General features: G+C 64.2%; 16 protein-coding genes. 8 read left to right on the forward strand and 8 right to left on the reverse strand.

The features are described 5' to 3' along the window. Positions 1-322: 322 nt before the first annotated feature. The 5 genes from ISP20_RS19880 to ISP20_RS19900 form a co-directional block, all read right to left on the reverse strand. The gene (locus ISP20_RS19880; protein WP_204637886.1) at positions 323-1,078 is read right to left on the reverse strand and encodes a hypothetical protein; all 756 of its coding nucleotides are present in this window, start codon (positions 1,076-1,078) and stop codon (positions 323-325) included. A gap of 33 nt (positions 1,079-1,111) precedes the next feature. Next, positions 1,112-1,744 carry a thymidine kinase gene (locus ISP20_RS19885; RefSeq protein ID WP_204637887.1) on the reverse strand — a complete coding sequence of 211 codons (633 nt, stop codon included), beginning with the start codon at positions 1,742-1,744 and terminating at the stop codon, positions 1,112-1,114. 56 nt (positions 1,745-1,800) lie between these two features. Next, positions 1,801-3,159 carry an NAD(P)/FAD-dependent oxidoreductase gene (locus ISP20_RS19890; RefSeq protein ID WP_204637888.1) on the reverse strand — a complete coding sequence of 453 codons (1,359 nt, stop codon included), beginning with the start codon at positions 3,157-3,159 and terminating at the stop codon, positions 1,801-1,803. A gap of 58 nt (positions 3,160-3,217) precedes the next feature. Next, the gene (locus ISP20_RS19895; protein ID WP_204637889.1) at positions 3,218-4,018 is read right to left on the reverse strand and encodes a sel1 repeat family protein; all 801 of its coding nucleotides are present in this window, start codon (positions 4,016-4,018) and stop codon (positions 3,218-3,220) included. A gap of 126 nt (positions 4,019-4,144) precedes the next feature. Further along, the gene (locus tag ISP20_RS19900; RefSeq protein WP_204637890.1) at positions 4,145-4,882 is read right to left on the reverse strand and encodes a sel1 repeat family protein; all 738 of its coding nucleotides are present in this window, start codon (positions 4,880-4,882) and stop codon (positions 4,145-4,147) included. 120 nt (positions 4,883-5,002) lie between these two features. Here ISP20_RS19900 and ISP20_RS19905 point away from each other — a divergent pair, with 120 nt between their 5' ends. Both ISP20_RS19905 and ISP20_RS19910 read left to right on the forward strand, forming a co-directional pair. Beyond that, the gene (locus ISP20_RS19905) at positions 5,003-6,985 is read left to right on the forward strand and encodes a UvrD-helicase domain-containing protein (RefSeq protein WP_204637891.1); all 1,983 of its coding nucleotides are present in this window, start codon (positions 5,003-5,005) and stop codon (positions 6,983-6,985) included. A gap of 77 nt (positions 6,986-7,062) precedes the next feature. Then, entirely contained in the window at positions 7,063-8,640 is a 1,578-nt protein-coding gene (locus tag ISP20_RS19910; protein WP_204637892.1) for a tetratricopeptide repeat-containing sulfotransferase family protein, read from the forward strand. A 70-nt stretch (positions 8,641-8,710) separates the two neighbouring features. Here the strand turns inward: ISP20_RS19910 and ISP20_RS19915 are convergent, their stop codons facing one another. Continuing rightward, positions 8,711-11,620 carry a TonB-dependent receptor domain-containing protein gene (locus ISP20_RS19915; RefSeq protein WP_204637893.1) on the reverse strand — a complete coding sequence of 970 codons (2,910 nt, stop codon included), beginning with the start codon at positions 11,618-11,620 and terminating at the stop codon, positions 8,711-8,713. A gap of 457 nt (positions 11,621-12,077) precedes the next feature. Further along, positions 12,078-13,106 (reverse strand): AI-2E family transporter, encoded by a 1,029-nt coding sequence (locus ISP20_RS19920; protein WP_204637894.1) that lies wholly within the window; start codon positions 13,104-13,106, stop codon positions 12,078-12,080. A 163-nt stretch (positions 13,107-13,269) separates the two neighbouring features. Here ISP20_RS19920 and ISP20_RS19925 point away from each other — a divergent pair, with 163 nt between their 5' ends. The 6 genes from ISP20_RS19925 (at position 13,270) to ISP20_RS19950 (ending at position 21,905) form a co-directional block, all read left to right on the forward strand. After that, the gene (locus ISP20_RS19925; RefSeq protein WP_204637895.1) at positions 13,270-14,172 is read left to right on the forward strand and encodes a 5'-nucleotidase, lipoprotein e(P4) family; all 903 of its coding nucleotides are present in this window, start codon (positions 13,270-13,272) and stop codon (positions 14,170-14,172) included. Between the two features lie 319 nt (positions 14,173-14,491). Beyond that, positions 14,492-15,493: a hypothetical protein gene (locus ISP20_RS19930; RefSeq protein ID WP_204637896.1), complete on the forward strand. Its 1,002-nt coding sequence runs from the start codon at positions 14,492-14,494 to the stop codon at positions 15,491-15,493. Between the two features lie 133 nt (positions 15,494-15,626). After that, entirely contained in the window at positions 15,627-18,263 is a 2,637-nt protein-coding gene (plsB, locus tag ISP20_RS19935) for a glycerol-3-phosphate 1-O-acyltransferase PlsB (RefSeq protein WP_425490875.1), read from the forward strand. Between the two features lie 79 nt (positions 18,264-18,342). After that, complete coding sequence (locus ISP20_RS19940; RefSeq protein WP_204637898.1) at positions 18,343-19,701, forward strand: metal-dependent hydrolase family protein; 1,359 nt, start codon at positions 18,343-18,345, stop codon at positions 19,699-19,701. Between the two features lie 708 nt (positions 19,702-20,409). Continuing rightward, the gene (gene ubiE / locus ISP20_RS19945) at positions 20,410-21,165 is read left to right on the forward strand and encodes a bifunctional demethylmenaquinone methyltransferase/2-methoxy-6-polyprenyl-1,4-benzoquinol methylase UbiE (RefSeq protein WP_204637899.1); all 756 of its coding nucleotides are present in this window, start codon (positions 20,410-20,412) and stop codon (positions 21,163-21,165) included. 80 nt (positions 21,166-21,245) lie between these two features. Further along, entirely contained in the window at positions 21,246-21,905 is a 660-nt protein-coding gene (locus ISP20_RS19950) for a Pr6Pr family membrane protein (protein ID WP_204637900.1), read from the forward strand. Here the strand turns inward: ISP20_RS19950 and ISP20_RS21805 are convergent, their stop codons facing one another. Then, positions 21,906-22,589: a glutathione S-transferase N-terminal domain-containing protein gene (locus tag ISP20_RS21805; protein WP_204637902.1), complete on the reverse strand. Its 684-nt coding sequence runs from the start codon at positions 22,587-22,589 to the stop codon at positions 21,906-21,908. Between the last annotated feature and the right edge of the window lie 16 nt (positions 22,590-22,605).

Consider the following 22,605-nt stretch of genomic DNA (forward strand, 5'->3'; position numbering starts at 1 on the left):
TGCCTTGCCCACCATGATCGCACCTCGCTCTTCGGCGCTTAGATGGTTGTAGTGCCGACCCATGCATCACCTCCCAAAGGGCGTTGCACTTGATATTAGAGACTGCCTTACTTTTCTTTGGGCAAGCAAAGAAAAGTGACTCGGCCCGCGGCAGCGGCACGGAAGCCCGCGGCAGGCGAGCCAGATCGCGATAACGCGACAACCAAACACCGAGGCTCTGGATCCGGCGTACGCCGGGATGACGAGCTAGGGAGCGTTCCCGCGAGCACCCGCCCCTCACCCCAACCCTCTCCCCGGAGGGAAGAGGGAGCAAAGCAAGGCGTCACTCCGGCCAGCGAAACTCCACAAACGTATTGTTGAAATCCGCATCTTCCAGGCCGCCACCCAGAGTGGCTACCAACGTCATCCCGTCAGCCTCCAACTCCTGGCCTTCGGCGAACCGCGCCCCCAGCGCCTCCAGTTCCACCAGGCGCTCACACAACAAACCCGCGCGATCGCTATCGGCTTCGGGAATGTTGCGAATGCTGATATCCGGACGGCCAAACTTGCGCATGCCGCGCGTGTGCACCCAGTAATTCCCGTTCTTCTCCGTATCGCGCAGGATCAACAGGTGATTGCGGATCGGCGCACCATCGCGCACCACGAAGTGACGGCGCCAGGTATCGGCGTCATAGAGGTTAAGCGTTTGCGGATCGAGGATGGCGACGCCACCCATGTCGAGCAGCGCGGCGAGTACGCCCAGCGTATCGCGCAGATAACCGGTGTCGGTGCTGTCGGGCAGCTGCCCGCGGATCACCAATACTTCCGGTGCATCGATCGCCTGCCGGTAGGCTTCGGGGGCGCCGTCCTTGAACATGCGCCCGACACTGCCACGCAACGGATAGCCATCCCATTGGCGCAACTGCGCGTGGTTGTGGCTGGTCATCTCCACGCCGTCGGGCAGGCCTTCGCTGCCGTAGTCCAGCGACGGGGCCCGGCCCGACTGGAATTTTCCGAACACGAAGAACTGCAACAGGATGTGTTCGTTGCTGGACTGCCAATGCGGGCGCTGCCAGGCGGGGAAAGGGATTTTGCTCATACCGTTACCATTCCTTAGAGGGATGCGAAGGACTCAATGTCCCTCGCCCAGCGGCAGCACCGGCTGCTGCAGTTCGATCCTGCCGTGCCCTTCCGTAATGTTCTTGAACTCGGCGCGGCTCACCGAGACATAGCGGTCGTTGCCGCCGATCTCAACCTGCGGGCCTTCGGTCACCGCACGGCCCTGTTCATCCACGCGCACCACCATGGTGGCCTTGCGGCCGGTGTGGCAGATGGTCTTGATCTCGTCCAGGTTGTCCGCCCAGGCAAGCAGGTAACGGCTGCCCTCGAACAGCTCGCCGCGGAAATCGGTGCGCAAGCCATAGGCGAGCACCGGGATATTGAGCTTGTCCACCACGTCGCTCAGCTGCCACACCTGCGCCTTGCTGAGAAACTGCGCCTCGTCGACGAACACGCAATGCAGCGGGCCGCGGGCCGCGATATCTCCCTGCACCAGCGCAAGCAGGTCCTCCTCGCCGCTAAAGCGCACCGCATTCGCCTTCAGGCCGATGCGCGAGGCCACCACGCCTTCGCCGTAGCGACTGTCCAGCGCCGGCGTGAGGATGAGCGTGCGCATGCCGCGCTCGTGGTAGTTGTAGGCGCTCTGCAGCAAGGTCGTGGTCTTGCCGGCATTCATCGCCGAATAATAGAAATAGAGCTTGGCCATGACGGTTCCTGTGGCGGGGCGCTGATGTTACCCGGTTGCCCTATCGCCTTCAGCGCCTATTCGCTGTCCAGCGGCGTGGTGCCGCCGGTGAATTGCGAGCGGGCCTGCGCCAGGCGCTCGTGCCGGTCGGCGCGCCAGCGACTCCAGTTGCGCAGGGAGAGGATCCGGTAGACGCCCTTGAATGCCAGGATGCGGCTCCAGACCTTGAACGAATCGAACACGTCGCCCGCCAGCATCGAGATGACGCCCTGCTCGATCTGGAACGTATTGCGCGGTGAACTGAAGGCCTGGCGCATGATCGGCCCGTTGAAGCGGTAGATGAAGAACGCAAACCGCTTCATGCCGCGGCGCTGCCGACGTTCCAGGCGACGCTGCAGAGCGACCTCGCGCGAAGGATCGCGCAACGCGGCATCCACCACCTCGACCGCCTGCTCCGCCCCGCTCATGGCCAGGTACACCCCGGAGGAAAACACCGGATCGAGGAAGGCGAACGCATCGCCGATCAGCACCCAGCCCGGACCCGCCATGCGTGTGGAGTCGTACGAGTAGTTGCCGGTCACGCGCACTTCGTTGTCGATCAACTCGGCGCGTTCGATGCGCTTCCACAGGGCGGGATTCTGGCGCAACGTTTCCAGCAGGAAATCCGTGGTGCGGCCGCGGCGCTGCTTGAGGTAACCGGGCCAGCACACCGCGCCCACGCTCATCACGCCATCGGGCAGCGGAATCATCCACATCCAGCCGTAATCGAAGCGGTAGATGCTGATGTTGCCGGCGTGCTCGCCGGGCCGCGCTTCCGCGCCGCGGAAATGGCCGAAGATCGCCGCGCTCTGATGTTCGGCATTCTTGCGCTTGAGCTTCTTCTTGCTGGAGAGGAAGGCATCGCGGCCCGAGGCATCCACCACATAGCGCGCGCGAATGCTGTACGGCTCGCCCTGGTCGCGGCTCACCTGCACGCGCCAGTCGCGCGTGCCAAGCTCTTCCACGCTGCGTACTTCGTGACCTTCGCGCGCATCGGCGCCGTTCTGCGCGGCATGGCGGAACAGCATTTCATCGAAATCCTGCCGCCTCACCTGGTACGCATGCGGCGGGCTGCGACCCAGCGCACGCGCGAATTCGAAGGTGATGTAGCCCTCCTCGTTATCGGCTTCGAAATCGGCGCCCGGCTTGAACACGCCCAGCGCGCGAACCTTGTCCATCACACCCAGCCGCTCGAAGATCGGCAGGTTCATCGGCAGCAGCGATTCGCCGATGTGAAAGCGCGGATGACGATCTTTTTCCAAGGCAATGACGCGATAACCGCGCCGCACCAGCAAGGTGGCGGCCGTGCTACCCGCAGGGCCGCCGCCAATCACCACCACGTCACACTGATCGTGGACTTCCGAAGTCGCCTCTATCACATCCCATCCCCACGCCATGTCCCATCCGCATTATGGCCGCGCGGCGCCGGCCATGGGACATCGCGCGGTGGATTGTTCAGCCCCGCGGCTGCGAATCGGGCGTGGGCGAGAACTGCAACGGTGCGCCCACTTCGACATTCCCCTGCAACGGGCCCTTGAAGCGCCACTGCAGGTCCTTCAGGTGGAGGTAGTCGTCCGCCGACCACGCCGCGCTGCTGTAGTACTGGCTCAGCTGCGCGATGTTGTTGTCGTTGAGGTAGCCTCTGACGCTGCCTCCAAAGGCCGTGCCCACCCCACCCAGCGAGCGGGCAACGACGCCATTGCCCACGTAGCCCGTGTGGCTGCCGGTGGCTTGCAGGGCGACGCGGGACAATTCGGCCGCCAGATGTTGCTGGCCCCGCTCGTCCGAGTATTCGTCGTAGATCTGCTTACCCACCGCGATGGCTTCGTCGCGCTCGGACGGACTCAGGCGGTTCCAGTAGAGCTCGCGCTGGATCAGCAGGTCGTGGTAACCGCGATCGGCGGCAAGATCCATCCATGCGTAGGCCCGCGGACGATCGACCGAGGTGCCCTCGCCGTTCCAGTACATCGTGGCCACCATGGCCTCGGAAGGCTTGTCGCCATACCGCGCCGCCGAGGTAAACATCTCGAGCGCCCGCTTCTTGTCGCCCGCCTTGTAGGCGTCTGCGCCAAGGGTTCGGAAATAGAGATCCGAGTGGTGCTCGATCACGCCGGGCTCGGCCAGCGCCTGCTCCAGCACACCGAGCTGCCTGAGGTCCTCCGGATGTGCGGCCGGATCCGATGTCTGCGCCATGCTCCATCCCGGCGCGGCCGCCAGCATGGCGATACAAAGACTGCACAGGACTGCCTTGGTCATATCACGCTCTCCTTGGTGATCCGACGCTGCCGGGCGGCCAAAGCCAGACACGCCGGGGACATACACGCTCGATCAAGCCACAACACCAGCCTGCTGGCGATCGATCCGCCGCCGCGGTGTGCCGGGTCACGCGGCCGGCCGCGTCGAGTTGGCCCTAGGCGGTTCAACGGGCTCGGGATCGCCCACGTTGACACGGCTGTTCATCTGCAGCCCCCACTGCACGTCCTTGACCTGCAGGTACTCGGCGGTGTTCATGTGCAGCGCCTTGTCGTACTTGCTGAAGTCTTGCACTGTGTTGTCCCCGTACGAAGCGGTGACGGTGCCTACCCAGCCGACGTGACTGCCGGTGACCTGCGCGCGGCTGGAACCGATCTCCAGGGTGAGGCGTTTGGCGCCGGCGACATCGCCGTAGTCGGCATCGAGTGTCGGGCGCAGCTGCGCCGCCTTCGCGCGTTCGGCATCGCTCAATTGATCCATGTAGAGCTGTCGCTGGCGCTGCAGCTCGGGATAGCCGCGACTGGCGGCAAGGTCCATCCACGCGTAGCCGAGCGCACGGTCCTTGGCCACGCCATCGCCCGTCCAGTACATGATGCCCACCAGGGCCTGCGAGGTCTTGTCGGCATAGCGGGATGCCAGACGGAAGTAGTGGAAGGCATCGCGACGGCGACCCTCGCGATAGGATTCCATGCCCTTGTTGCGATAACGCAGGTCGCTGTGGGCGTCGACAAACAGGGGCGATTCCATGCCGCCGAGCAGCTCGGTGCTGCGTTTGATGTCGGTGGCGTCGTCGGCCTGCTGCGCCGATGCATGCCCCGCCCACGCGAGCACCAGGATCACCATGCCCATGACCGCCAGTCTGCCCATCTCACGCTCCCGTGATGCGCGGGTGGCGGCACTGCGCGACCCGTGGCTGGAGGCAGCATAGCCTGCTTTGGGCGAGGGCGCTCTGTTACCATCGGGCGCCGTCCAGCGATCGCGCCAACCATGCTCAATCCCCAACAATTGGCCGCCGTAGAGCACTGTGACGGGCCACTGCTGGTGTTGGCTGGCGCGGGCTCGGGCAAGACCTCGGTGATCACGCAGAAGATCGCGTATCTGATCGCCCGCAAGAAGCTGGCACCCGCGCGCATTGCCGCCATCACCTTCACCAACAAGGCCGCGAAGGAAATGCGCGAGCGCGTGGCCAAGCTGATCAGCAGCGAGGACGCCGCGGCGCTCACCGTGTGCACCTTCCACGCGCTGGGGCTGAAATTCCTGCAGATGGAGCATGTGCGCGCCGGCCTGCGCAAGGGCTTTTCGGTGCTCGATGCGGACGACAGCGAAGGCATCATCAAGGAACTGGCGCCCAAGGGCATCAAGCCCGATGTGTTGTTCGGCATCCGCAACCTGGTCAGTCGCGCCAAGAACGCGGGCTTGTCGCCGGAAGAGGCGCTGGCCGCCGCGCGCAGCCCGCGCGAGCTGGACGCCGCCACCATCTACGAGCTGTACCAGGCGCGTCTCAACGCGTTCAACGCGGTGGATTTCGACGACCTGATCCGCCTGCCGCTGCGTATCCTCGAAAGCGACGAGGAATGCCGCACCGTGTGGCGCGAACGCCTGCGCTATCTGCTGGTGGACGAATACCAGGACACCAACGACGCGCAGTATCGGCTGCTGAAGGCGCTGGCCGGCGAGCGCGGCAGCTTCACCTGCGTGGGCGACGACGACCAGTCGATCTATGCATGGCGCGGCGCGAATCCGGAGAACATCGACCAGCTCGGCAAGGACTGGCCCAGCCTGCGCGTGATCAAGCTGGAACAGAACTACCGTTGCGGCAAGCGCATCCTTCGCGCGGCCAACAAGCTGATCGCCCACAACCCGCATCTGCACGAAAAGAAGCTGTGGAGCGAGCACCCGGAAGGCGCGCAGATCCGCGTGCTGGAGTGCAAGGAAAACGAACACGAAGCCGAGCGCGTGGCCGCCATTGCCGCCTCGCTGGCGGAAAAGCACAAGGCGCGCTGGCACGACATCGCCATCCTCTACCGGGGCAATTTCCAGGCGCGTCCGCTGGAAAAAGCGCTGCGCCTGGCGCGCGTGCCCTATCACCTGTCCGGTGCGCTGAGCTTTCTCGATCGCGCGGAAGTGAAGGACCTGCTCTGCTACTTCCGCCTGCTCACCAATCCCAGCGATGACGCGGCCTTTCTGCGCGTGGTGAACGTACCCAAGCGCGAGATCGGTTCCACCACGCTGGAGAAACTCGGCGAGATCGCCCAGACACGTCACGCACCCTTGCTGGATGCCGCACGCAGCGATGCCGTGCTGCGCCAGCTTTCCCCGCGCCCAGCCTCCGCACTCGCCTCGTTCACCCAGCTGATGGACGAACTGCGCAGCGCCTCGCTGCACCAGAGCGCGGCCGACCTGGTGGAAACCGTGCTGCAACGCACGGGCTACGCGGCCCACGTGGCGGCCAGCACCACCGACGCCACGCTGCGCGAGCGCCGCCTGGGCAACCTGCGCGAATTGGCCGACTGGTTCCGCGCCATGCAGCGCAACGACAACACCACCGGCGACCTGGCCGCCCAGCTCGCCCTGCTCACCCATGCCGACCGCGACGAACCGGGCAATGCCGTGCGCATGATGACGCTGCACGCCGCCAAAGGACTGGAGTTCCGCTTCGTCTTCATCGTCGGCTGCGAGGAAGGCACGCTGCCGCACGACGGCGCCATCGACGAGGGGCGTATCGACGAGGAGCGGCGCCTGATGTACGTGGGCATCACCCGCGCGAAGGAGATGCTCACGCTGTCCTGGTCGGCCAAGACCAAGCGCTACGGCGAAGTGCACAGCAACCAGCCCAGCCGCTTCCTGCACGAGCTGCCGCAGGACGACCTGCACTGGCAAGGCAAGGATCCGGAGGCGGACAAGGAAGTGGTGCGCGAGACGGCCCAGTCGCATATGGCGAAGATTGCGGCGATGCTGGCGGGCGGCTGATCCTTTCCCGCCAGGGACGGTATCTCCGCCACCGCCGTCCCGTAGAATCGGTCGCGTGCATCCTGACTCGGAATACCATGACCGACCCGGCTGACCTCTACGCCCAGCTCGTCCAGGCTTTCAACCAGCGACAGTGGCAACGCGCACGCGAACTTGCCGCCCGGTTGCTTCCCTTGGCGCCCGATCACGGGGGCGTCTACTACATCGCCGGCATCGCGTCGCTCGAACTCGGATTCATGCCGTATGCCCTTGGCCTGCTGCATAAGGCGACCGATCTCGAGCCGGGCCGTGCCGATTTCGCCGCGCAGTTCGCCAAGGCCCTGGCGATGGTGCGCCGCTCGAAAGAAGCGCTGGCTGTCGCCGACAGGGCCATGGCCTTGAAGCCCGGCGATCCGTTTAGCTTCGACACGCTGGGCACCGTCTACACGCAAAGCCATGCCCATGAGCGCGCGGCAGAGGCGTTTGGCGCTGCCTCCGAACTGGAGCCCAGGCAGGCCGCTTACCGCTTCAATCTGGCGACGTCGCTGGTAGCGAACGGCGACATGGATGCCGCGGAGCGCGCGCTGGAAACCTGCATCGCACTCGACCCCACGTTCTGGAAAGCGCATCTGACGCTGGCGCAACTGCGCAAGCAGGCGCCGGCCAGCAACCACACGGCCCGACTTGAGCTGCTCGCCGCAAGCCATCCTCGTGACGGAGACGCGCAGACCTACCTACACATGGCACTCGCCAAGGAATACGAAGATCTCGGCGACTATGCCCGCGCGTTCGACAGCCTGACGCGAGGCAAGGCGCCAGGCAAGGCGATGGAGCGCTACACGCGCGCGGCGGACAAGGCGATCTTCGATGCCCTGATCGAATCGTTTCCCTCTCCGATGACCCACACCAACGGCGATCCGACCCACGAGCCCATCTTCGTGATCGGCATGCCGCGTTCCGGCACCACGCTGGTCGAGCGGATCATCTCCAGCCATCCGGACGTCTATTCGGCCGGCGAGCTGCAGAACTTCGGCGTGCTGGTCAAACGACTGAGCGGCAGCGCGACGCCGGAATTGTTCGACCTCGATACAGTTCGCCGTGCGCAGCAGCTCGACTGGGCCACGCTTGGTTCCGAATACCTCGCCAGCACGCGGCCGGCGACCGGTCATCGTCCGCGCTTCATCGACAAGCTGCCGCACAACTTCCTCTACGCGGGACATATCGCGCACGCGCTGCCCCACGCGAAGATCATCTGCCTGCGACGCGATCCGGTGGACACCTGCCTGAGCAATTTCCGGCAACTGTTCGCTGCCCTGTCGTCGTACTACGGCTACTCGTTCGATCTGTTGGATACCGGCTTTCATTACCTCCAGTTCGAACGCATCATGGCTCACTGGAAGCGAGTGATGCCGGGACGCGTGCTGGAGGTTTCCTATGAGGCGCTGGTCGACCACCAGGAGGAACGCTCGCGCGAGCTGCTGGCATTCTGCGGCCTGCCGTGGGATGAGCGATGCCTTCGCTTCGAAGCGAACGAGGCACCCGTCAACACCGCCAGCGCCGTGCAGGTACGAAGCTCGATCTACCGCACGTCGATGAAGCGCTGGAAGCGATACGAAGCGCAGCTTGGCCCCCTGCTCGACCTGCTGACCCAGGCGGGCGTGACGATCGAGCGCTAGCAGCCGGCCTGAAACAAAAAAACGGCCCCGACACGCGGGGCCGTTCCTCGACACATCGATGTCCGGCGGCTTAGTGGTTGCTGCCGAACTTGTAGTTCGCTTCGAGGTAGATCGCACGGCCGAACACGTTGTAGTTGTCCGTGTTGTACGGCGAGTTGGTCAGACCGTCGTAGCTGTCATCCTTCGGCGGCATCTTGTTGAACACGTTGTTCACCAGCAACGAGAGGCCGAGGTTCTTGAGCGGATTGTAGGTGACGCTCGCGTTGTACAGGATCCACGGCGCCAGCTTGCCGGTGCCCGGCGCGGTGTAGTTGTCCACCAGCGTGGCTTCGTAGTTGGGCGAGCTGCCGTAGCGGTTGAAGTACACCGTTGCCGACCACTCGTCCTTGCTCCAGGTCAGCGAGCCATTGGCCTTGCTCTTGAAGTCCGTACCGTTCGGATACGCCGCCGGGTGACGCAGTACGTCGATCTTCGGATCCGTCGCGTAGTCCTGCGTGGTGTGCTTGAGCACGTCCGAATAGGACAACGCAAGCGCCAGCTGGCCGAAGGCTCCCACCGGTTGCACGTAACTGAAGTTCGCCGTGATCGCGTTGAGTTCCTCGCTGGCGATATTCAACTTGGGCGTGGTGATGTTCGTGATCTGGCCGAGCAGGCCGTTGTTGCCCGGGCCGCGGGTGATCAGGTTGAACGCCTGGGTACACAGCTGCGAGGACATGCTGTACGTGCCGACGTCGCAGAGGTACTGCGTGCGGGACAACTGATCCGCATTGATCTGCGCGACTTCGTTGTTGATGTTCCAGTGCAGGTAGTCGATGCCCAGCGACATGCGCTCGACCGGAGCCCACACGAAGCCGTAACTCCACACCTTCGCGGTGATCGGCTGCAGGTCCGGATTGCCGTAGGTCAGGCCCTTGTACTGCGTGTTGTCGTATGGGTTCTTACATGCGACGGAAGCCACCTCCGGCGGCACGCCCATGCGATTGCAGTTCAGGTAGTCGGTGACGGTGTTGTAGTAGTTGCTGGGGCCCTGGAACTCATCGGCCAGCGTCGGCACCTTGAAAGCGGAGCCGTAGCGGCCGCGCAGCAGGAAGGTATCGAGCGGACGGTATTCCAGGCCGACGTTGTAGGTCGGGTGGCTCACCGTGTGACCGTCGACGTTGTAGCTGTCGTAGCGCAGCGAGGTATCCATCACGAGTTGCTCAAGCAACGGCATGCGCAGCTCGGCCGTACCCGCATAACGGGAACGGTGACCCGAACCCGGCGTCGAACTGGTACCCCACACGTAGGGATCCACATTGCCGTTCACGTCGGTGATGGTTTGCAGCAGACGCGGATCGGGCGTCGAATCCCAACCCTGGTTGCCGCCTTCCAGCACCACGGCAAGACCGGCATCGCCACCGGCCATGCGGAACAGCGACTGATTGGTCAGCTGACCGCGGATCATGTTGTCCCAGGTCTTCGACTCGGACGTGGTGTAGCCCGTGAAGGAACGGAAGTCCGACGTGGAGACCGGGCTATACAGCTTGCCGTAGTCGGGCGTGAAAATCGGGTAGCCGGAATAGGTGCCCTGCTGGCGGCCCAGCACATGATCGGAGAAGTACTGCTCGATCGGGCCCGCGAAACGCTGGAAGTCGCGGTTGACCAGGTGGTCATCGGAATGGGTGAAGCCCAGGTCGTAATCCCAGTTCGATTGTCCGATGGTGCCCTTGCCGCCCAAAGTCAGCATGTACGAGTTCTCGTACTGCTTGTTCATGATGTTTGAGTAGCCGCCCACTTCTTCCGGCGTGAAGATGCGCTGCACCAGCGCCAGGGTGCCCAGGTTCGGATCCCAGTAGTAGCCGCCGCCTGAGGCCGCGGTGTCGACCTGGGTGCTCCAGAACGTGGTGTTGGTACCCGAGGTGAACTTCTGTTCCTGGTAGTTGTAGAGCAGGTCGCCGTACAACTGCAGGTTATCGTTCACGTCGAACGTCGAGTGCGAGTAGAGGTTCGCCGACTTGGTCTGGTTGTCGATCGTCGAGTAGCCCGCACTCGGGAACGAACCGCAGAACTGGCCGCGGCCGGGACGATTCTGCAGACCTTCCTGACCGTTGTAACCGCTCGACACGCCGGCGCAATTGCTGGGATCGAGCATGAGGTACTTACCGGCGATGGCGTCCAGCACCAGATAGTCGCGCGAAGCCACGGCGGGGGTCGTACCATTCTGGTTGTAGGTCTTGGTCAGATCGCGGTCATAACCCCAGATCGGACGCTGCTGCTCGTACTGCACGCCGATCATCGTGTTGAATTTGCCGAAGTTGAAGCTGTCGGCAAAGCTGATGCGTTGGTTTGCACCGCCGCCCTCGGAGAAGGCACCGGCGCGCACATCGATGGTCGGGGCGTCGACGTGCTTCTTCAGCACGATGTTGACGACGCCAGCAATGGCATCCGAACCGTACAGCGACGACTGTCCACCCGGCAGGACGTCGATGTGGTCGACCATCTCCATCGGAATATTGCTGATGTTGTTGAACACATCGCTGCCGTTGTACAGGCCGGGGAAGTTGCCCATTGGCCGGCCATCGATCAGATACTTGGTGAAGCCCACCGGCAGACCGAACATGCTCAGCGTCTGCGCACCGGTGGTGAACGAGTTGTTGTCCTGCGGTCCCTGCACGCTACCGGTGGCAAACGAGGCCTGCTGCAACGCCTCGGCCACGGTAGTGAAGCCACGGGCCTTCATGTCTTCCGCGGTGATGCTGATCACCGGCTGGGCTGTTTCCACCTGCGATTGAGGAATCAGCGAACCGGTCACCGTAACGGCTTCGAGCTTCTTGGCTTTCTTGGTCGCGTCTTCGTCCTGCGCGCCGCTTTGCGACGAGTTGGATGTGTCCTGCGGCGACGATGGTGCGGGTGTGGAGGCGTCGGTGGCCGCGAGGGTCGCGGACGCATAGCCGAGCGCCAGGGCTGCCAGGACGGCAGCCGTCAGCTTGGACTTCAACATCTTTTGTCTCCCCTACACTTGAAAGTCAGACATCACGCCGTCCCCCGGCGCGGGCTGTACAGGAAACCCGACAAGTCCTCTTTCCCCTTAGGACGTTGTCGTCTACCGCTATTCCCTGTCGTAGGGTTCTTATCACGAAACTTTTCTTTTACAAATGAAGGGTTTGTGAACCGCAAGTTCGTGCAGTGAGCGCGTACTCACTGCTTGTCACGTAAATGAAAGACGACAGCCAAAAATTCGACGTTATCTGTTTCGCAGGGGTCGATTAGGTCGGTCCGCGATGCTAATGGCCGGCTTCGGCCGCGTCGAAACGCAATATATTGCGATCACTAAAAGTGCACTTATGTGCTTGATTAGTGATGGTGTTCGCAAGAAAACTTACGTACAACTTACGAAATGCTTGTTCGTGCACCCGAAAAGGGCGGCTCCGGTGGATCGCGGAGCCCGCGTATGCGCGCTAGATCAGCCGCTCCGCTTCCAACTCGCTCTTGAGATAGGCGTAGTAGATCGGCGCAGCGATCAGCCCGGCGAGACCGAACGCGGCCTCCATCAACAACATGGCCACCAGCAGCTCCCAGGCCCGTGCGCGGATCTGGCTGCCGACGATTCGCGCGTTGAGGAAATACTCGAGCTTGTGGATGAGGATCAGGAAACCCAGCGCCGCCACGCCGACGCCGAGCGAGATCGACAGGCCGGCAATGGTGATCGCCGTGTTGGAAATCAGATTGCCGATCACCGGCAACAAGCCAACGATGAAGGTCACCACCACCAGCGTCTTGGCGAGCGGCACGTGGATGTCCATCAGCGGCAGCACGCCGAGCAGGAAGATCGCGGTGAACGCGGTATTGAGCAGGGAGATCTTGATCTGCGCGAACACGATGTTGTGGAACGCTTCGGCAAGACGCTGCGCGCGCAGGCCAAGCGCCGAGGCGAGCGGACCGACCTGATGTGCCGGCCGCGTGCGACTCAGCGCCACGATCGCACCGAGCACCATGCCGATCAGGATGTGCACGAACACACGTGCTGCTTCCTTGCCGATGGTCTGCAGGCTCACCGAATGCTTGCGGGTGAGTTCCAGCGCCATCACGCGCAGATCGTCCACGCTGTCGGGCAACCAGCCGACGATGGAGGTCGGCAACTGTTCGCGCGCCTTCTCCACCAGCGGCATCAGTTGCTCCTGCCACATCTGCTCCGGATTGCCGATCTCCGTGCGCAGGAAGCTCACCGCGCCGAGGATCAGCAATACCAGCAGCCCGACCACGATGGTGCCGAGCAAGGCCACCACCAGCACACGCGCCCGATCGCTCGGTACGCGCTGGCCCAGCAGCGGTGCGGTGGACTGCACCAGCTCGTAGACCAGCAGGCCGGCAAACAGCGCCGGCAGCAAACGCAGGCCCAACACCAGCACCAGCGCGATGCCGGCCAGCACATAGCTTGTGATGCGGATGGCGGGCGAGGACGGGCGGATGTTCGCGGCAGGGTCCATGCAACTTCATGCGGGCAAGGGGGATGCGGCCAGTCTGTCAGTAGCCGTTGAGGGCCGCCAGCCCTGTCTTTCGCGTACGCCGATGGCCGTGCTGCCGGGTGTCGACATGCCTCTGTCGTAAACTTGCCCGATTCTGCGCGCTCTGTTTACTAGGGAATCCGTTATGTCCGTTCGTTTGTCGGCAGCGCTTGCCGCGCTGGTCCTGCTTGCCGGTTGTTCCACTGCCACCCCGACCAAGGCGCCCGTGCCTGCTGTTCCGGCCGCGCCCGTCGCCGCCGCTCCGGCACCCGCCGCGCCCGCCGATGACAACCTCAATGCGGTTGCCTGGAGCCAGACGGCGATCGAGCATGACCTGATCTATCTGCAGACCTATCGCGATGCGCAGTCGCGCCTGCTGGCGGCCCTGGCCGACAAGCAATGGGACGCGCTGCCCAAGGATGACCGCGCCGCCCCGGCCAAGGAGCTGAAGCCGGCCGTGGTGCTCGACATCGACGAAACCGTGCTCGACAACTCGCCCTATCAGGCGCGCCTGATCAAGAACGGCGGCGAGTACAACGAGGCCGACTGGGCCGCCTGGTGCAACGAACAGCGCGCCCGCGCCCTGCCCGGCGTGGTGGAGTTCACCCAGTTCGCGGCCAAGCACGGCATTGCGGTGATCTACATTTCCAACCGCGCCAAGGACCTGGACCAGGCCACCCTGGCCAACCTGCGCAAGGCCGGGCTGCCGGTGTCGGGTCCGGAGGCTTTCCTGGGTCTGGGTACCTTCGTGGAAGACTGCGAGCAGATCGGCACCGAAAAGGGTTGCCGCCGCCAGCTGATCAGCCACAAATATCGCGTGTTGATGCAGTTTGGCGACCAGATCGGCGATTTTGTGACCGTTCTGGCCAATAACGCCGCCGGCCGCCAGAAGGCCATGCAGCCCTACCTGGACTGGATCGGCACGCGCTGGTTCGTGTTGCCCAACCCGACCTATGGCGCTTGGGAGCCCGCATTGTTTAATAATGACTACACGGCGCCGCGCGACGAACGCCGCCGCCAGAAGATTCAATCGCTGCGTTTCGACTAAGATCAAACAAGTAAAAACAAATACTTATGTAGCATAATATAAAGTATTGCTTTAACTTTGACGGGGAAGTAACATCCTCCCCGCCAACACCTGCTGACCTTGATAATTCCGCAGGCAAGGCCATTTCCCTTCCGGCTCTGCCGGATTACCCCGTGAGGCTCAGCGCCCGCGGGGTTTTCTTTTTGGCGCTTTCTAAAGAGCGCTTGAACGGACTCTCAACTTGGTGTCCCGCCTCTTGTTCGCGCGGAGCCGACCCCCTTACGCTCCGCCGACCGCCCAAGCGCTGATCGCCGGGGCGCCACCCCAAGAGCCTGGTCCCATGCGTCGCTCATCCGTCTATTACGCCGTTGCCGCGTTCATTGCCCTGCTGGTGCTGGCCACGGCGGCCGCGTTGTTCATGACCTCGCACCACAAGCATCTGGGGCCCATGCCGGTGGTCGCCGGTGGCGACACGCCCGAGGAATCGGTGCAGCAATCGGTTGCCCTGATCAAGGTCGGCGACTTCGCCGGCTTCTGGAAGCACGCCCTGCCGCCCGCCGATTACGACACGCTGCGCGCGGACTGGACCCGCCCGCGCCCCGACGAGCACCCACTGACGCCGGAAGACCGGGCCGATTTCGTCAAGACCATGCAGCAGCTCACCGCACCGGATGCGGAAACCAAGCTGTACGCGGTGGCCAAGCCCAAGCTGACCCAGCTGCAGGCGCAATACCAGGACCAGGTGCCGGTGATGATCGGCATCTTCCAGGCCATTGCGGCCACCGGCGTATCGCAGAGCAAGGACCTCACCAACCTGCAGAAGCAACAGGCCACCGAGGTCATCAACGTGCTGGCGCCGTGGGCGCAGACGGTGCCGTGGTTCGACCAGGCCCGCGCCAAGCGCGTCGTCAGCATCGCCGTGGATACCGCCCGCAGGCTCGATCTGAAGACGCCCGAGCAACTGAAGGCGATGGACTTCGATACGGCCATGCAGAAGTACAGCGTCGGTTTCCTCGGCATCAAGCAGGCCTTGACCGTCTATGGCCTGTCGCTGGACGACACCTTCGATTCGGTGAAGGTCAGCACGGTGGAAAGCCGCAACGGCCACGCGCATGTGAAGATCGACTACACCCTGCTCGGCAAGCCGCTTTCCACCGAGTCGGACCTGATCCAGCAGGACGGCCGCTGGTACAGCGAAGACGTGCTGCAGAACGTGCGCGAAGCGCATCAGCGGCTGCTCGCTCCGCCGGCACCGGCGGGCAGTGCCGGCGCGCCGGCCACGGCCGCCAGCGTCGGTGCACCGATCCAGGCGCAGGCACCGACGCCACCCGCCAAGCACTAAGCCCGAACCAGAACACCTTGTTTACTTCTGCTCCGGTAAAAGGCCGGGGCGATGTCATGGGTGCGGTTCGCGATCTGCTCCGCCCAGCCCGAAAACCCCGGATCGGTCGGGGCCCACCAGTTACAATTGGGGAATGCAGAATATGTCGACCACGGACTCTCCCGCCCGTAGCCGCGCGCCCTGGTGGTTCAACCTGGCCGGGCAGTTGCTTGAACCCTGGATGCGCATCCGCCGCGATCCCGCCGAACCCGCTGCCCTGCTGCAGGCGGGCGTGCCGGTTTGCTATGTGATCGAGCGCGACGGGCTGTCCGATGCCCTGATCCTCGAGCGCGCCTGCCGCGAGGCCGGCCTGCCTTCGCCCATGCAGCCGCTGTCGGGCACGCGCCGCCGGCGCTCGGTGTTCGCGCTGGCCCGCCGCGACGGCTGGCTGTTCGGCCGCAACCGCAAGCGCTCGCCCAACGAGCCGCTCGGCCAGCTGGTGCGCTCGCTCGAAGGCCAGCCGGAACGCGACGTGCAGATCGTCCCCGTGTCGATCTATGTCGGCCGCGCTCCCACCCGCGAGTCGGGCTGGTTCAGTGTGCTGTTCTCGGAAAACTGGGTGATGGTGGGCCGCTTCCGCCGCATGCTGGCGCTGCTGCTCAATGGCCGCGACACGGTGGTGCACTTCTCCACCCCGGTGTCGTTGCGCACGGTGGTGAACGAAGCGGGCGACATCCGCCCCGAACGCCTCACCCGCAAGATCGCCCGCGTGCTGCGCACGCACTTCCGCCGCATCCGCGCGGCGGTGATCGGCCCCGACCTGTCGCATCGCCGCACCGTGGTCGATTCGGTGTTGAACGCCGAACCGGTGCGCACCGCCATCGCGGCCACGGCGGCGAAGGAAAACATCAGCCAGGCCAAGGCGTGGCGTCGCGCGCACGACCTGGTGATGGAAATCGCCGCCGACTATTCGCATCCGGTGGTGCGTTCGGCGTCGTTCCTGCTGTCCAACTTCTGGAACAAGCTGTACGACGGCATCCATATGCACCACTTCGACAAGGCCCGCGCTGCCGCACCCGGCCATGAAGTGGTCTACGTGCCCTGCCATCGCAGCCATGCCGACTACCTGCTGATGTCCTACCAGCTGCACATGTCCGGCGTGGTGGTGCCGCATATCGCGGCGGGCGTGAACCTCAATCTGCCGGTGATCGGCCCGATCCTGCGGCGTGGCGGCGCGTTCTTCCTGCGCCGCAGCTTCAAGGGCAATGCGCTGTACTCGGTGGTGTTCAACGAATACGTGGCGCAGCTGATCGATCGCGGCGTGCCGATGGAATACTTCATCGAAGGCGGCCGCTCACGCACGGGCCGCCTGCTCGCGCCGCGCGCCGGTATGCTGGCGATGACGGTACGCGCATTCCTGCGCGCGCCGCGCCGACCGGTGCTGTTCCAGCCCGTGTACATCGGCTACGAGAAACTGATGGAGGGCAAGAGCTATATCGGCGAACTCTCCGGCAAGCCCAAGGAGAAGGAATCGCTGATCGGCCTGGTGCGCGGCCTCAAGGTGTTGCGCCAGCGCTATGGCCACGTCGCGCTGAATTTCGGCGAGCCGATCGAACTCAATCCCATGCTCGACGCCGCCAGCCCCGACTGGCGCACCGACGATCCCGACGCCAAGCCCGAATGGCTGGGCCGCGTGGTGGACGATCTGGCCGACAAGATCCAGATCAACATCAACCGCGCCGCGGACATGAACCCCATCAACCTGCTGGCGCTGGCGCTGCTCGCCACGCCCAAGCACGCGATGGCGGAAAACGACCTGCTCGCGCAACTCGAACTGATGAAGGGACTGCTGGAAGAGCTGCCCTATTCGGATCGCATGACGCTCACCGCGATGGACCCGGCCGGCATCATCGCCTATGGCGAGCAGATGGGCTGGATCCGTCGCGTGCGCCATCCGCTGGGCGACGTGCTGGTCACCGAAGACGAGCAGGCGGTGTTGCTGAGCTATTTCCGCAACAACGTGCTTCACCTCACCGCCACGGCGGCGTGGGTGGCCTCGTGCTTCCTCAACAATCGCCGCATGTCGCGCGCCTCGGTGCTGCGCCTGGGCCGCATCATTTATCCGTTCATCCAGGGCGAGCTGTTCCTGCCGTGGGATGCCGACGGTTTCTGCGCGCAGCTGCAGGCCACCATCGATTTCTTCGTGCGCCGCGGGCTGCTCGAAGCGACCGGCGATGGCCGCGTGCTCGAACGCGGCCCGGGCCAGGACGATGCGGCCTTCCAGCTCAAGATCATTGCGCGCAGCCTGATCCAGGCGTTCGAGCGCTACTACATCACCATCGCCGCGCTGGTGAAGAACGGACCGCATACGCTTTCTTCGGCGGAGCTTGAGAACGCCTGCACGCTCACCGCGCAGCGCCTGAGCATGCTCAACGAATTGTCGGCGCCGGAGTTCTTCGACAAGGCGCTGTTCCGCGGTTTCATCCAGAAGCTGCGCGAGAACCGCATCGTGTGGACCGACGACGCCGGCAAGCTCGACTACGACACCGCGCTTGAAGGCATGGTGCGCGACGCCCGCGTGATCCTTTCCCGCGAAGTGCGCCATTCCATTCTCAAGATCACCCCGGGCGGCGATGGCGAGAAGGAAGCGTCGGCCGAGAAGCCGCTGCCTGCGGATGCCACCAGCGAGGCATTGCACGAGCGCCACGTGGCGGCCGAGCATCACGAGCACGCACCGGCGGAAGCGATCGCGGTGGAAGAAGACGGCAGCGACACGGCTTCCAAGAGCTGATCTCCGAGGGGTGGCGAAAGTCACCCCTCATGCCATGCGGGGCTGGCCTAAGATGGGCGCTTCATCCGGGGAGCTCATCATGACCACACGCGTTGCCTTCGCCATCGCCGCAGCCCTTGCGCTGCCCACCGCCATGGCGGCCGAACCCGCCCAGACACCGCCCGATGTCACCGTGCTGCAGTGTGCGCACATGGTCGACACCGCCGCCGGCAAGCTGTTGGGCGAGACCACGTTGGTGATTGAAGGCAAGCAGGTCAAGGAGATCAAGGCCGGCTATGTGGATTACAGCTCCTACGCCAACGCCGCCAAGGCCTCCGGCGCGAGCTTCCTGTATCAGAAGTTCATCGACGGCACCTGCCTGCCAGGCCTGATCGACGCGCACACGCACCTGACCGGCGAGACCAGCCCGACCGGTTATACCGACCAGTTCCGCTGGAACGTCGCCGATTACGCGGTGCGTTCCACCGTCTACGCACGCCGCACGCTGATGGCCGGCTTTACGGCCGTACGCAATCTGGGCGACGCCGCCAACGAATCGATCGCGCTGCGCAACGCCATCAACGCCGGCATCGTGCCGGGACCGCGCATCTTCACCGCCGGCAAGGCGATCGGCACCACCGGCGGCCATGCCGATCCCACCGACGGCTACCGCATGGATCTGCAAGGCGATCCGGGCCCGAAGGACGGCATCCTCAACAGCGTCGACGATGCCTACAAGACGGTGCGCCAGCACTACAAGGATGGCGTCGACGTGATCAAGATCATGCCCTCCGGTGGCGTGCTCGACGAAAGCAGCAGCGCTGACAACGCGCAGATGACCATCGAGGAGATCAAGGCCGTGGTCACCGCGGCGCACGACTACGGCTTCACCGTGGCTGCGCACGCGCACGGTGCCGAAGCCATTCGCCGCGCGGTGCTCGCCGGCGTGGACTCCATCGAGCACGGCACCTTCATGAACGACGAGGACATGAAGCTGATGAAGGAACACGGCACCTGGTACGTGCCGACCATCATCGCCGGCAAGTACGTGCAGGAAATGGCCGCCAAACCGGGCTATTACCCGCCGCAGGTCGCCGCCAAGGCACTGAAGGTCGGCCCTGTGATCCAGGCCACTGCCGGCAAGGCGTACAAGGCCGGCGTGAAGATCGCCTTCGGCACCGATGCGTCGGTCTACCCACACGGCCAGAACGCCAGGGAATTCGAATACATGGTGCAGGCCGGCATGCCCCCGATGTTCGTGCTGCAGGCGGCCACCACCCACGCCGCCGAACTGTTGCACAAGCAGAACGAACTGGGCCAGATCGCCGTGGGCCGCATGGCGGACATCATCGCCGTGCCCGGCAACCCGATCGAGGACATCACGGTGATGCAGAAGGTGAACTTCGTGATGAAGGGCGGCGTGATCTACAAGTCGGAAGTCAAGGAATTGGCGAACTAAGCCTGCCTCTGGCGCCCTCTCCCTTCTTGGGAGAGGGCTGAGGTGAGGGGCCGTGCTCGCGGGAACGGGCGCGCTTTCTGTGGGAGCGCACTTGTGCGCGACTGCCACGCTTGGGTGTATCGCTCCGTAGGTTTGTCGCGCACAAGTGCGCTCCCACAGTAGCCCTGCAGTTCCCGGCTCCGGCTCCGGCTCTTAGCTCCGGCTCTTGGCCCTTGGGGTCCCCGTATGACGCGGCGGGTGGGTGGAGGAAAGCCCGAAGGGTGGCCCGCAGGGATGCGGGCCAGTTTTTCGCCAGGGCAGGATGCCCTGTCGAAAAACCCTGCAACCCACTCGCGCACCTGGAGGGCCGCAGGCCCGGAAGGCGCGTCATCCGGGGGGCCTTTTCTTGTGGTTACTTTTCTTTGGGCAAGCAAAGAAAAGTGACCCGGCCTTCCCGAAAAGGGGACTAGCTTTGCGTCGCCGGCAGGAGGACGGAAGCCCGCGGCAGGCGAGCCAGGTCGCCGTATCGCGACAACCCAGCGCAAAGTCACTGGATGACCAGCCATTCGGCTGTTTAAAAGCGCCTCCGGCGTGCGCCGGGATGACGAGCTAGGGAACGTTCCCGCGAGCACCCGCCCCTCACCCCAGCCCTCTCCCCGCAGGGGAAAGGGGGAAAAGCGCCGCGTCGCATACAACGAAGCCACGCCCTCAATCCGCTACCATTACCCCATGAACGACCAGCAGCCCAAGACCACCCATTTCGGTTTCCGCGACGTCCCTGTCGCCGACAAGCAAAAACTCGTCGGCCAGGTGTTTACTTCGGTCGCGAGCAGCTACGACCTGATGAACGACCTGATGTCGTTCGGCATCCATCGCCTGTGGAAGCGCCATTTCGTCGCCGTCAGCGGCGTACGCCGCGGCGATCGCGTGCTCGATCTGGCGGGCGGTACCGGCGATATTGCCGCGCTGCTCAAGCCGGTGGTGGGCGCCGAAGGCGAGATCATCGTGGGCGACATCAATGCCGCCATGCTCGGCGTGGGTCGCGACCGCATGACCGATCGCGGCCTCGTTTCGGGCCTGCGCTGGACCCAGCTCAACGCCGAGTGCCTGCCGTTCCCGGACAACAGCTTCGACGCCGTGACCATGGCCTTCGGCCTGCGCAACGTCACCGACAAGGACAAGGCGCTGGCCGACATCTGCCGCGTGCTCAAGCCGGGTGGCCGCACGCTGGTGCTGGAATTCTCGCGCGTGCAAAGCGAACTCTTCAGCAAGCTCTACGACTTCCATTCCTTCAAGGTGCTGCCCAAGCTCGGCCAGCTGTTCGCGGGCGATGCCGACAGCTACCAATATCTTGCCGAGTCGATCCGCAAGCATCCCGATCAGCAGACGCTGAAGGGCATGATGGAACGCGCCGGCTTCGGCCGCGTCGATGTGCGCAACCTAAGCAACGGCATCGTCGCCATCCATCGCGGCTACAAGTTCTGATGTCTGCCGCAGCCGCCATGCCTGCATGGACGGCTGCCACAGCGTGCTCGCGCGCAGCACTCTAGCCGCACGACCACACCATGACGCAACCCTATCGCCCACTCGCCCTGTTCGCCGCCCTGCTCGGCGGGTTCGGGCTGGCACTGCAGCTGTGGTTTTCGATCCGGATGACGGAAGCGAACGGCGGCACCGTGCTGGCGGGCGTGTGGCTGTTCCTCGGCTTCTACACCATCCTCAGCAACCTGCTGGTGGTCGGCGTACTCAGCGCGGCGGCAACGGGTTCGCGCGGCCCGCTCGGAATATTCCTCACCCGGCCCAGCGTGCAGACGGCGGCGGCGATGAGCATCGTGATCGTCAGCGCGATCTACAACGTGATGCTGCGCCAGTTGTGGAGTCCGTCCGGCTGGTTGCTGGTGGCCGACGTGATCGTGCACGACGCGATGCCGCTGCTCTACCTCGTGTACTGGTGGCTGGCCGTGCCCAAGGGCGCGCTACGCTGGTCGCAGGCGCTCGTGTGGCAGAGCTACCCGGCGGGCTATTTCCTCTATGTGCTGCTGCGTGGCGCGGCGAACGGCTGGTATCCCTATCCGTTTCTCGACGTGCGCGCGCTGGGTTACCTGCAGGTGCTGCTCGATGCGATCGGCGTACTGGCGGCCTTCATCGTGGTCGCTCTGCTGCTGGTGGCACTGGGACGATGGCAGGCGCGCCGACGGGCGCCTGCCGTTGCCGACATCGCCTGATCAGGCGACGCGAAGGTCTTCGACCACTTCACCGTACTGCTGCACTTCCGCCTCATGCGCGCGGTCGCGCCAGGGCTCGGCCAGCGCATCGACATACCATTGGCGCATCGCCGGCAGCTCCAGCATGCGTTGCACATACGCTGTTGCCGCACCTTGCAGGGGAAGGTCATAGGTCTGGACGCGGAACACCACTGGCGCAAAGAACGCGTCGACGGCCGTGAACGCATCGCCCGCGAGGAACGGACCGCCAAAGCGCGACAGGCCTTCGTTCCACAGTTCATTGATGCGGGCGACATCCGCCTTCAGCGCCGGGTTGAACTCATGCAAGCGCACGCGCACACCGCAGCTCATGCCGCACACGTTGCGCAGCGTGGCGAAACCCGCATGCATTTCGGCCGACGCGCAACGTGCCCAGGTGCGCGCAGCGGATTCGGATGGCCAGACGCCGGCGTGGCGTTCGGCGAGATACTCCATGATCGCCAGCGAATCCCACACGACGCTGTCGCCGTCATGCAGGCACGGCACGCGCCCGTTCGGCGAGAACAGGCGAAAGGCATCCCAGTTGGAGCCCTCGCCGAACACGTGAAGCTGTTCATCGAACGGGATGCCCAGCTGGGTCATCAGGACCCAGGGACGCAACGACCACGACGAGTAATGCTTGTTGGCGATGTAAAGCGTGGTCACGGCCGCTCCGCTGTGG

This window comes from Dyella kyungheensis (assembly GCF_016905005.1).
GTDB classification, from domain to species: Bacteria; Pseudomonadota; Gammaproteobacteria; order Xanthomonadales; family Rhodanobacteraceae; genus Dyella; species Dyella kyungheensis.

Excerpts from the sequence above, each read along its gene's own strand:
- plsB (WP_425490875.1), top strand. The coding sequence starts at position 15,627 with ATGCAGAATATGTCGACCACGGACTCTCCCGCCCGTAGCCGCGCGCCC.
- ISP20_RS19900 (WP_204637890.1), bottom strand. The coding sequence starts at position 4,882 with ATGGGCAGACTGGCGGTCATGGGCATGGTGATCCTGGTGCTCGCGTGG.
- ISP20_RS19915 (WP_204637893.1), bottom strand. The coding sequence starts at position 11,620 with ATGTTGAAGTCCAAGCTGACGGCTGCCGTCCTGGCAGCCCTGGCGCTC.
- ISP20_RS19925 (WP_204637895.1), top strand. The coding sequence starts at position 13,270 with ATGTCCGTTCGTTTGTCGGCAGCGCTTGCCGCGCTGGTCCTGCTTGCC.
- ISP20_RS19880 (WP_204637886.1), bottom strand. The coding sequence starts at position 1,078 with ATGAGCAAAATCCCTTTCCCCGCCTGGCAGCGCCCGCATTGGCAGTCC.
- ISP20_RS19950 (WP_204637900.1), top strand. The coding sequence starts at position 21,246 with ATGACGCAACCCTATCGCCCACTCGCCCTGTTCGCCGCCCTGCTCGGC.
- ISP20_RS19910 (WP_204637892.1), top strand. The coding sequence starts at position 7,063 with ATGACCGACCCGGCTGACCTCTACGCCCAGCTCGTCCAGGCTTTCAAC.
- ISP20_RS19940 (WP_204637898.1), top strand. The coding sequence starts at position 18,343 with ATGACCACACGCGTTGCCTTCGCCATCGCCGCAGCCCTTGCGCTGCCC.
- ubiE (WP_204637899.1), top strand. The coding sequence starts at position 20,410 with ATGAACGACCAGCAGCCCAAGACCACCCATTTCGGTTTCCGCGACGTC.
- ISP20_RS19905 (WP_204637891.1), top strand. The coding sequence starts at position 5,003 with ATGCTCAATCCCCAACAATTGGCCGCCGTAGAGCACTGTGACGGGCCA.
- ISP20_RS19890 (WP_204637888.1), bottom strand. The coding sequence starts at position 3,159 with ATGGCGTGGGGATGGGATGTGATAGAGGCGACTTCGGAAGTCCACGAT.
- ISP20_RS19930 (WP_204637896.1), top strand. The coding sequence starts at position 14,492 with ATGCGTCGCTCATCCGTCTATTACGCCGTTGCCGCGTTCATTGCCCTG.
- ISP20_RS19920 (WP_204637894.1), bottom strand. The coding sequence starts at position 13,106 with ATGGACCCTGCCGCGAACATCCGCCCGTCCTCGCCCGCCATCCGCATC.
- ISP20_RS19895 (WP_204637889.1), bottom strand. The coding sequence starts at position 4,018 with ATGACCAAGGCAGTCCTGTGCAGTCTTTGTATCGCCATGCTGGCGGCC.
- ISP20_RS19885 (WP_204637887.1), bottom strand. The coding sequence starts at position 1,744 with ATGGCCAAGCTCTATTTCTATTATTCGGCGATGAATGCCGGCAAGACC.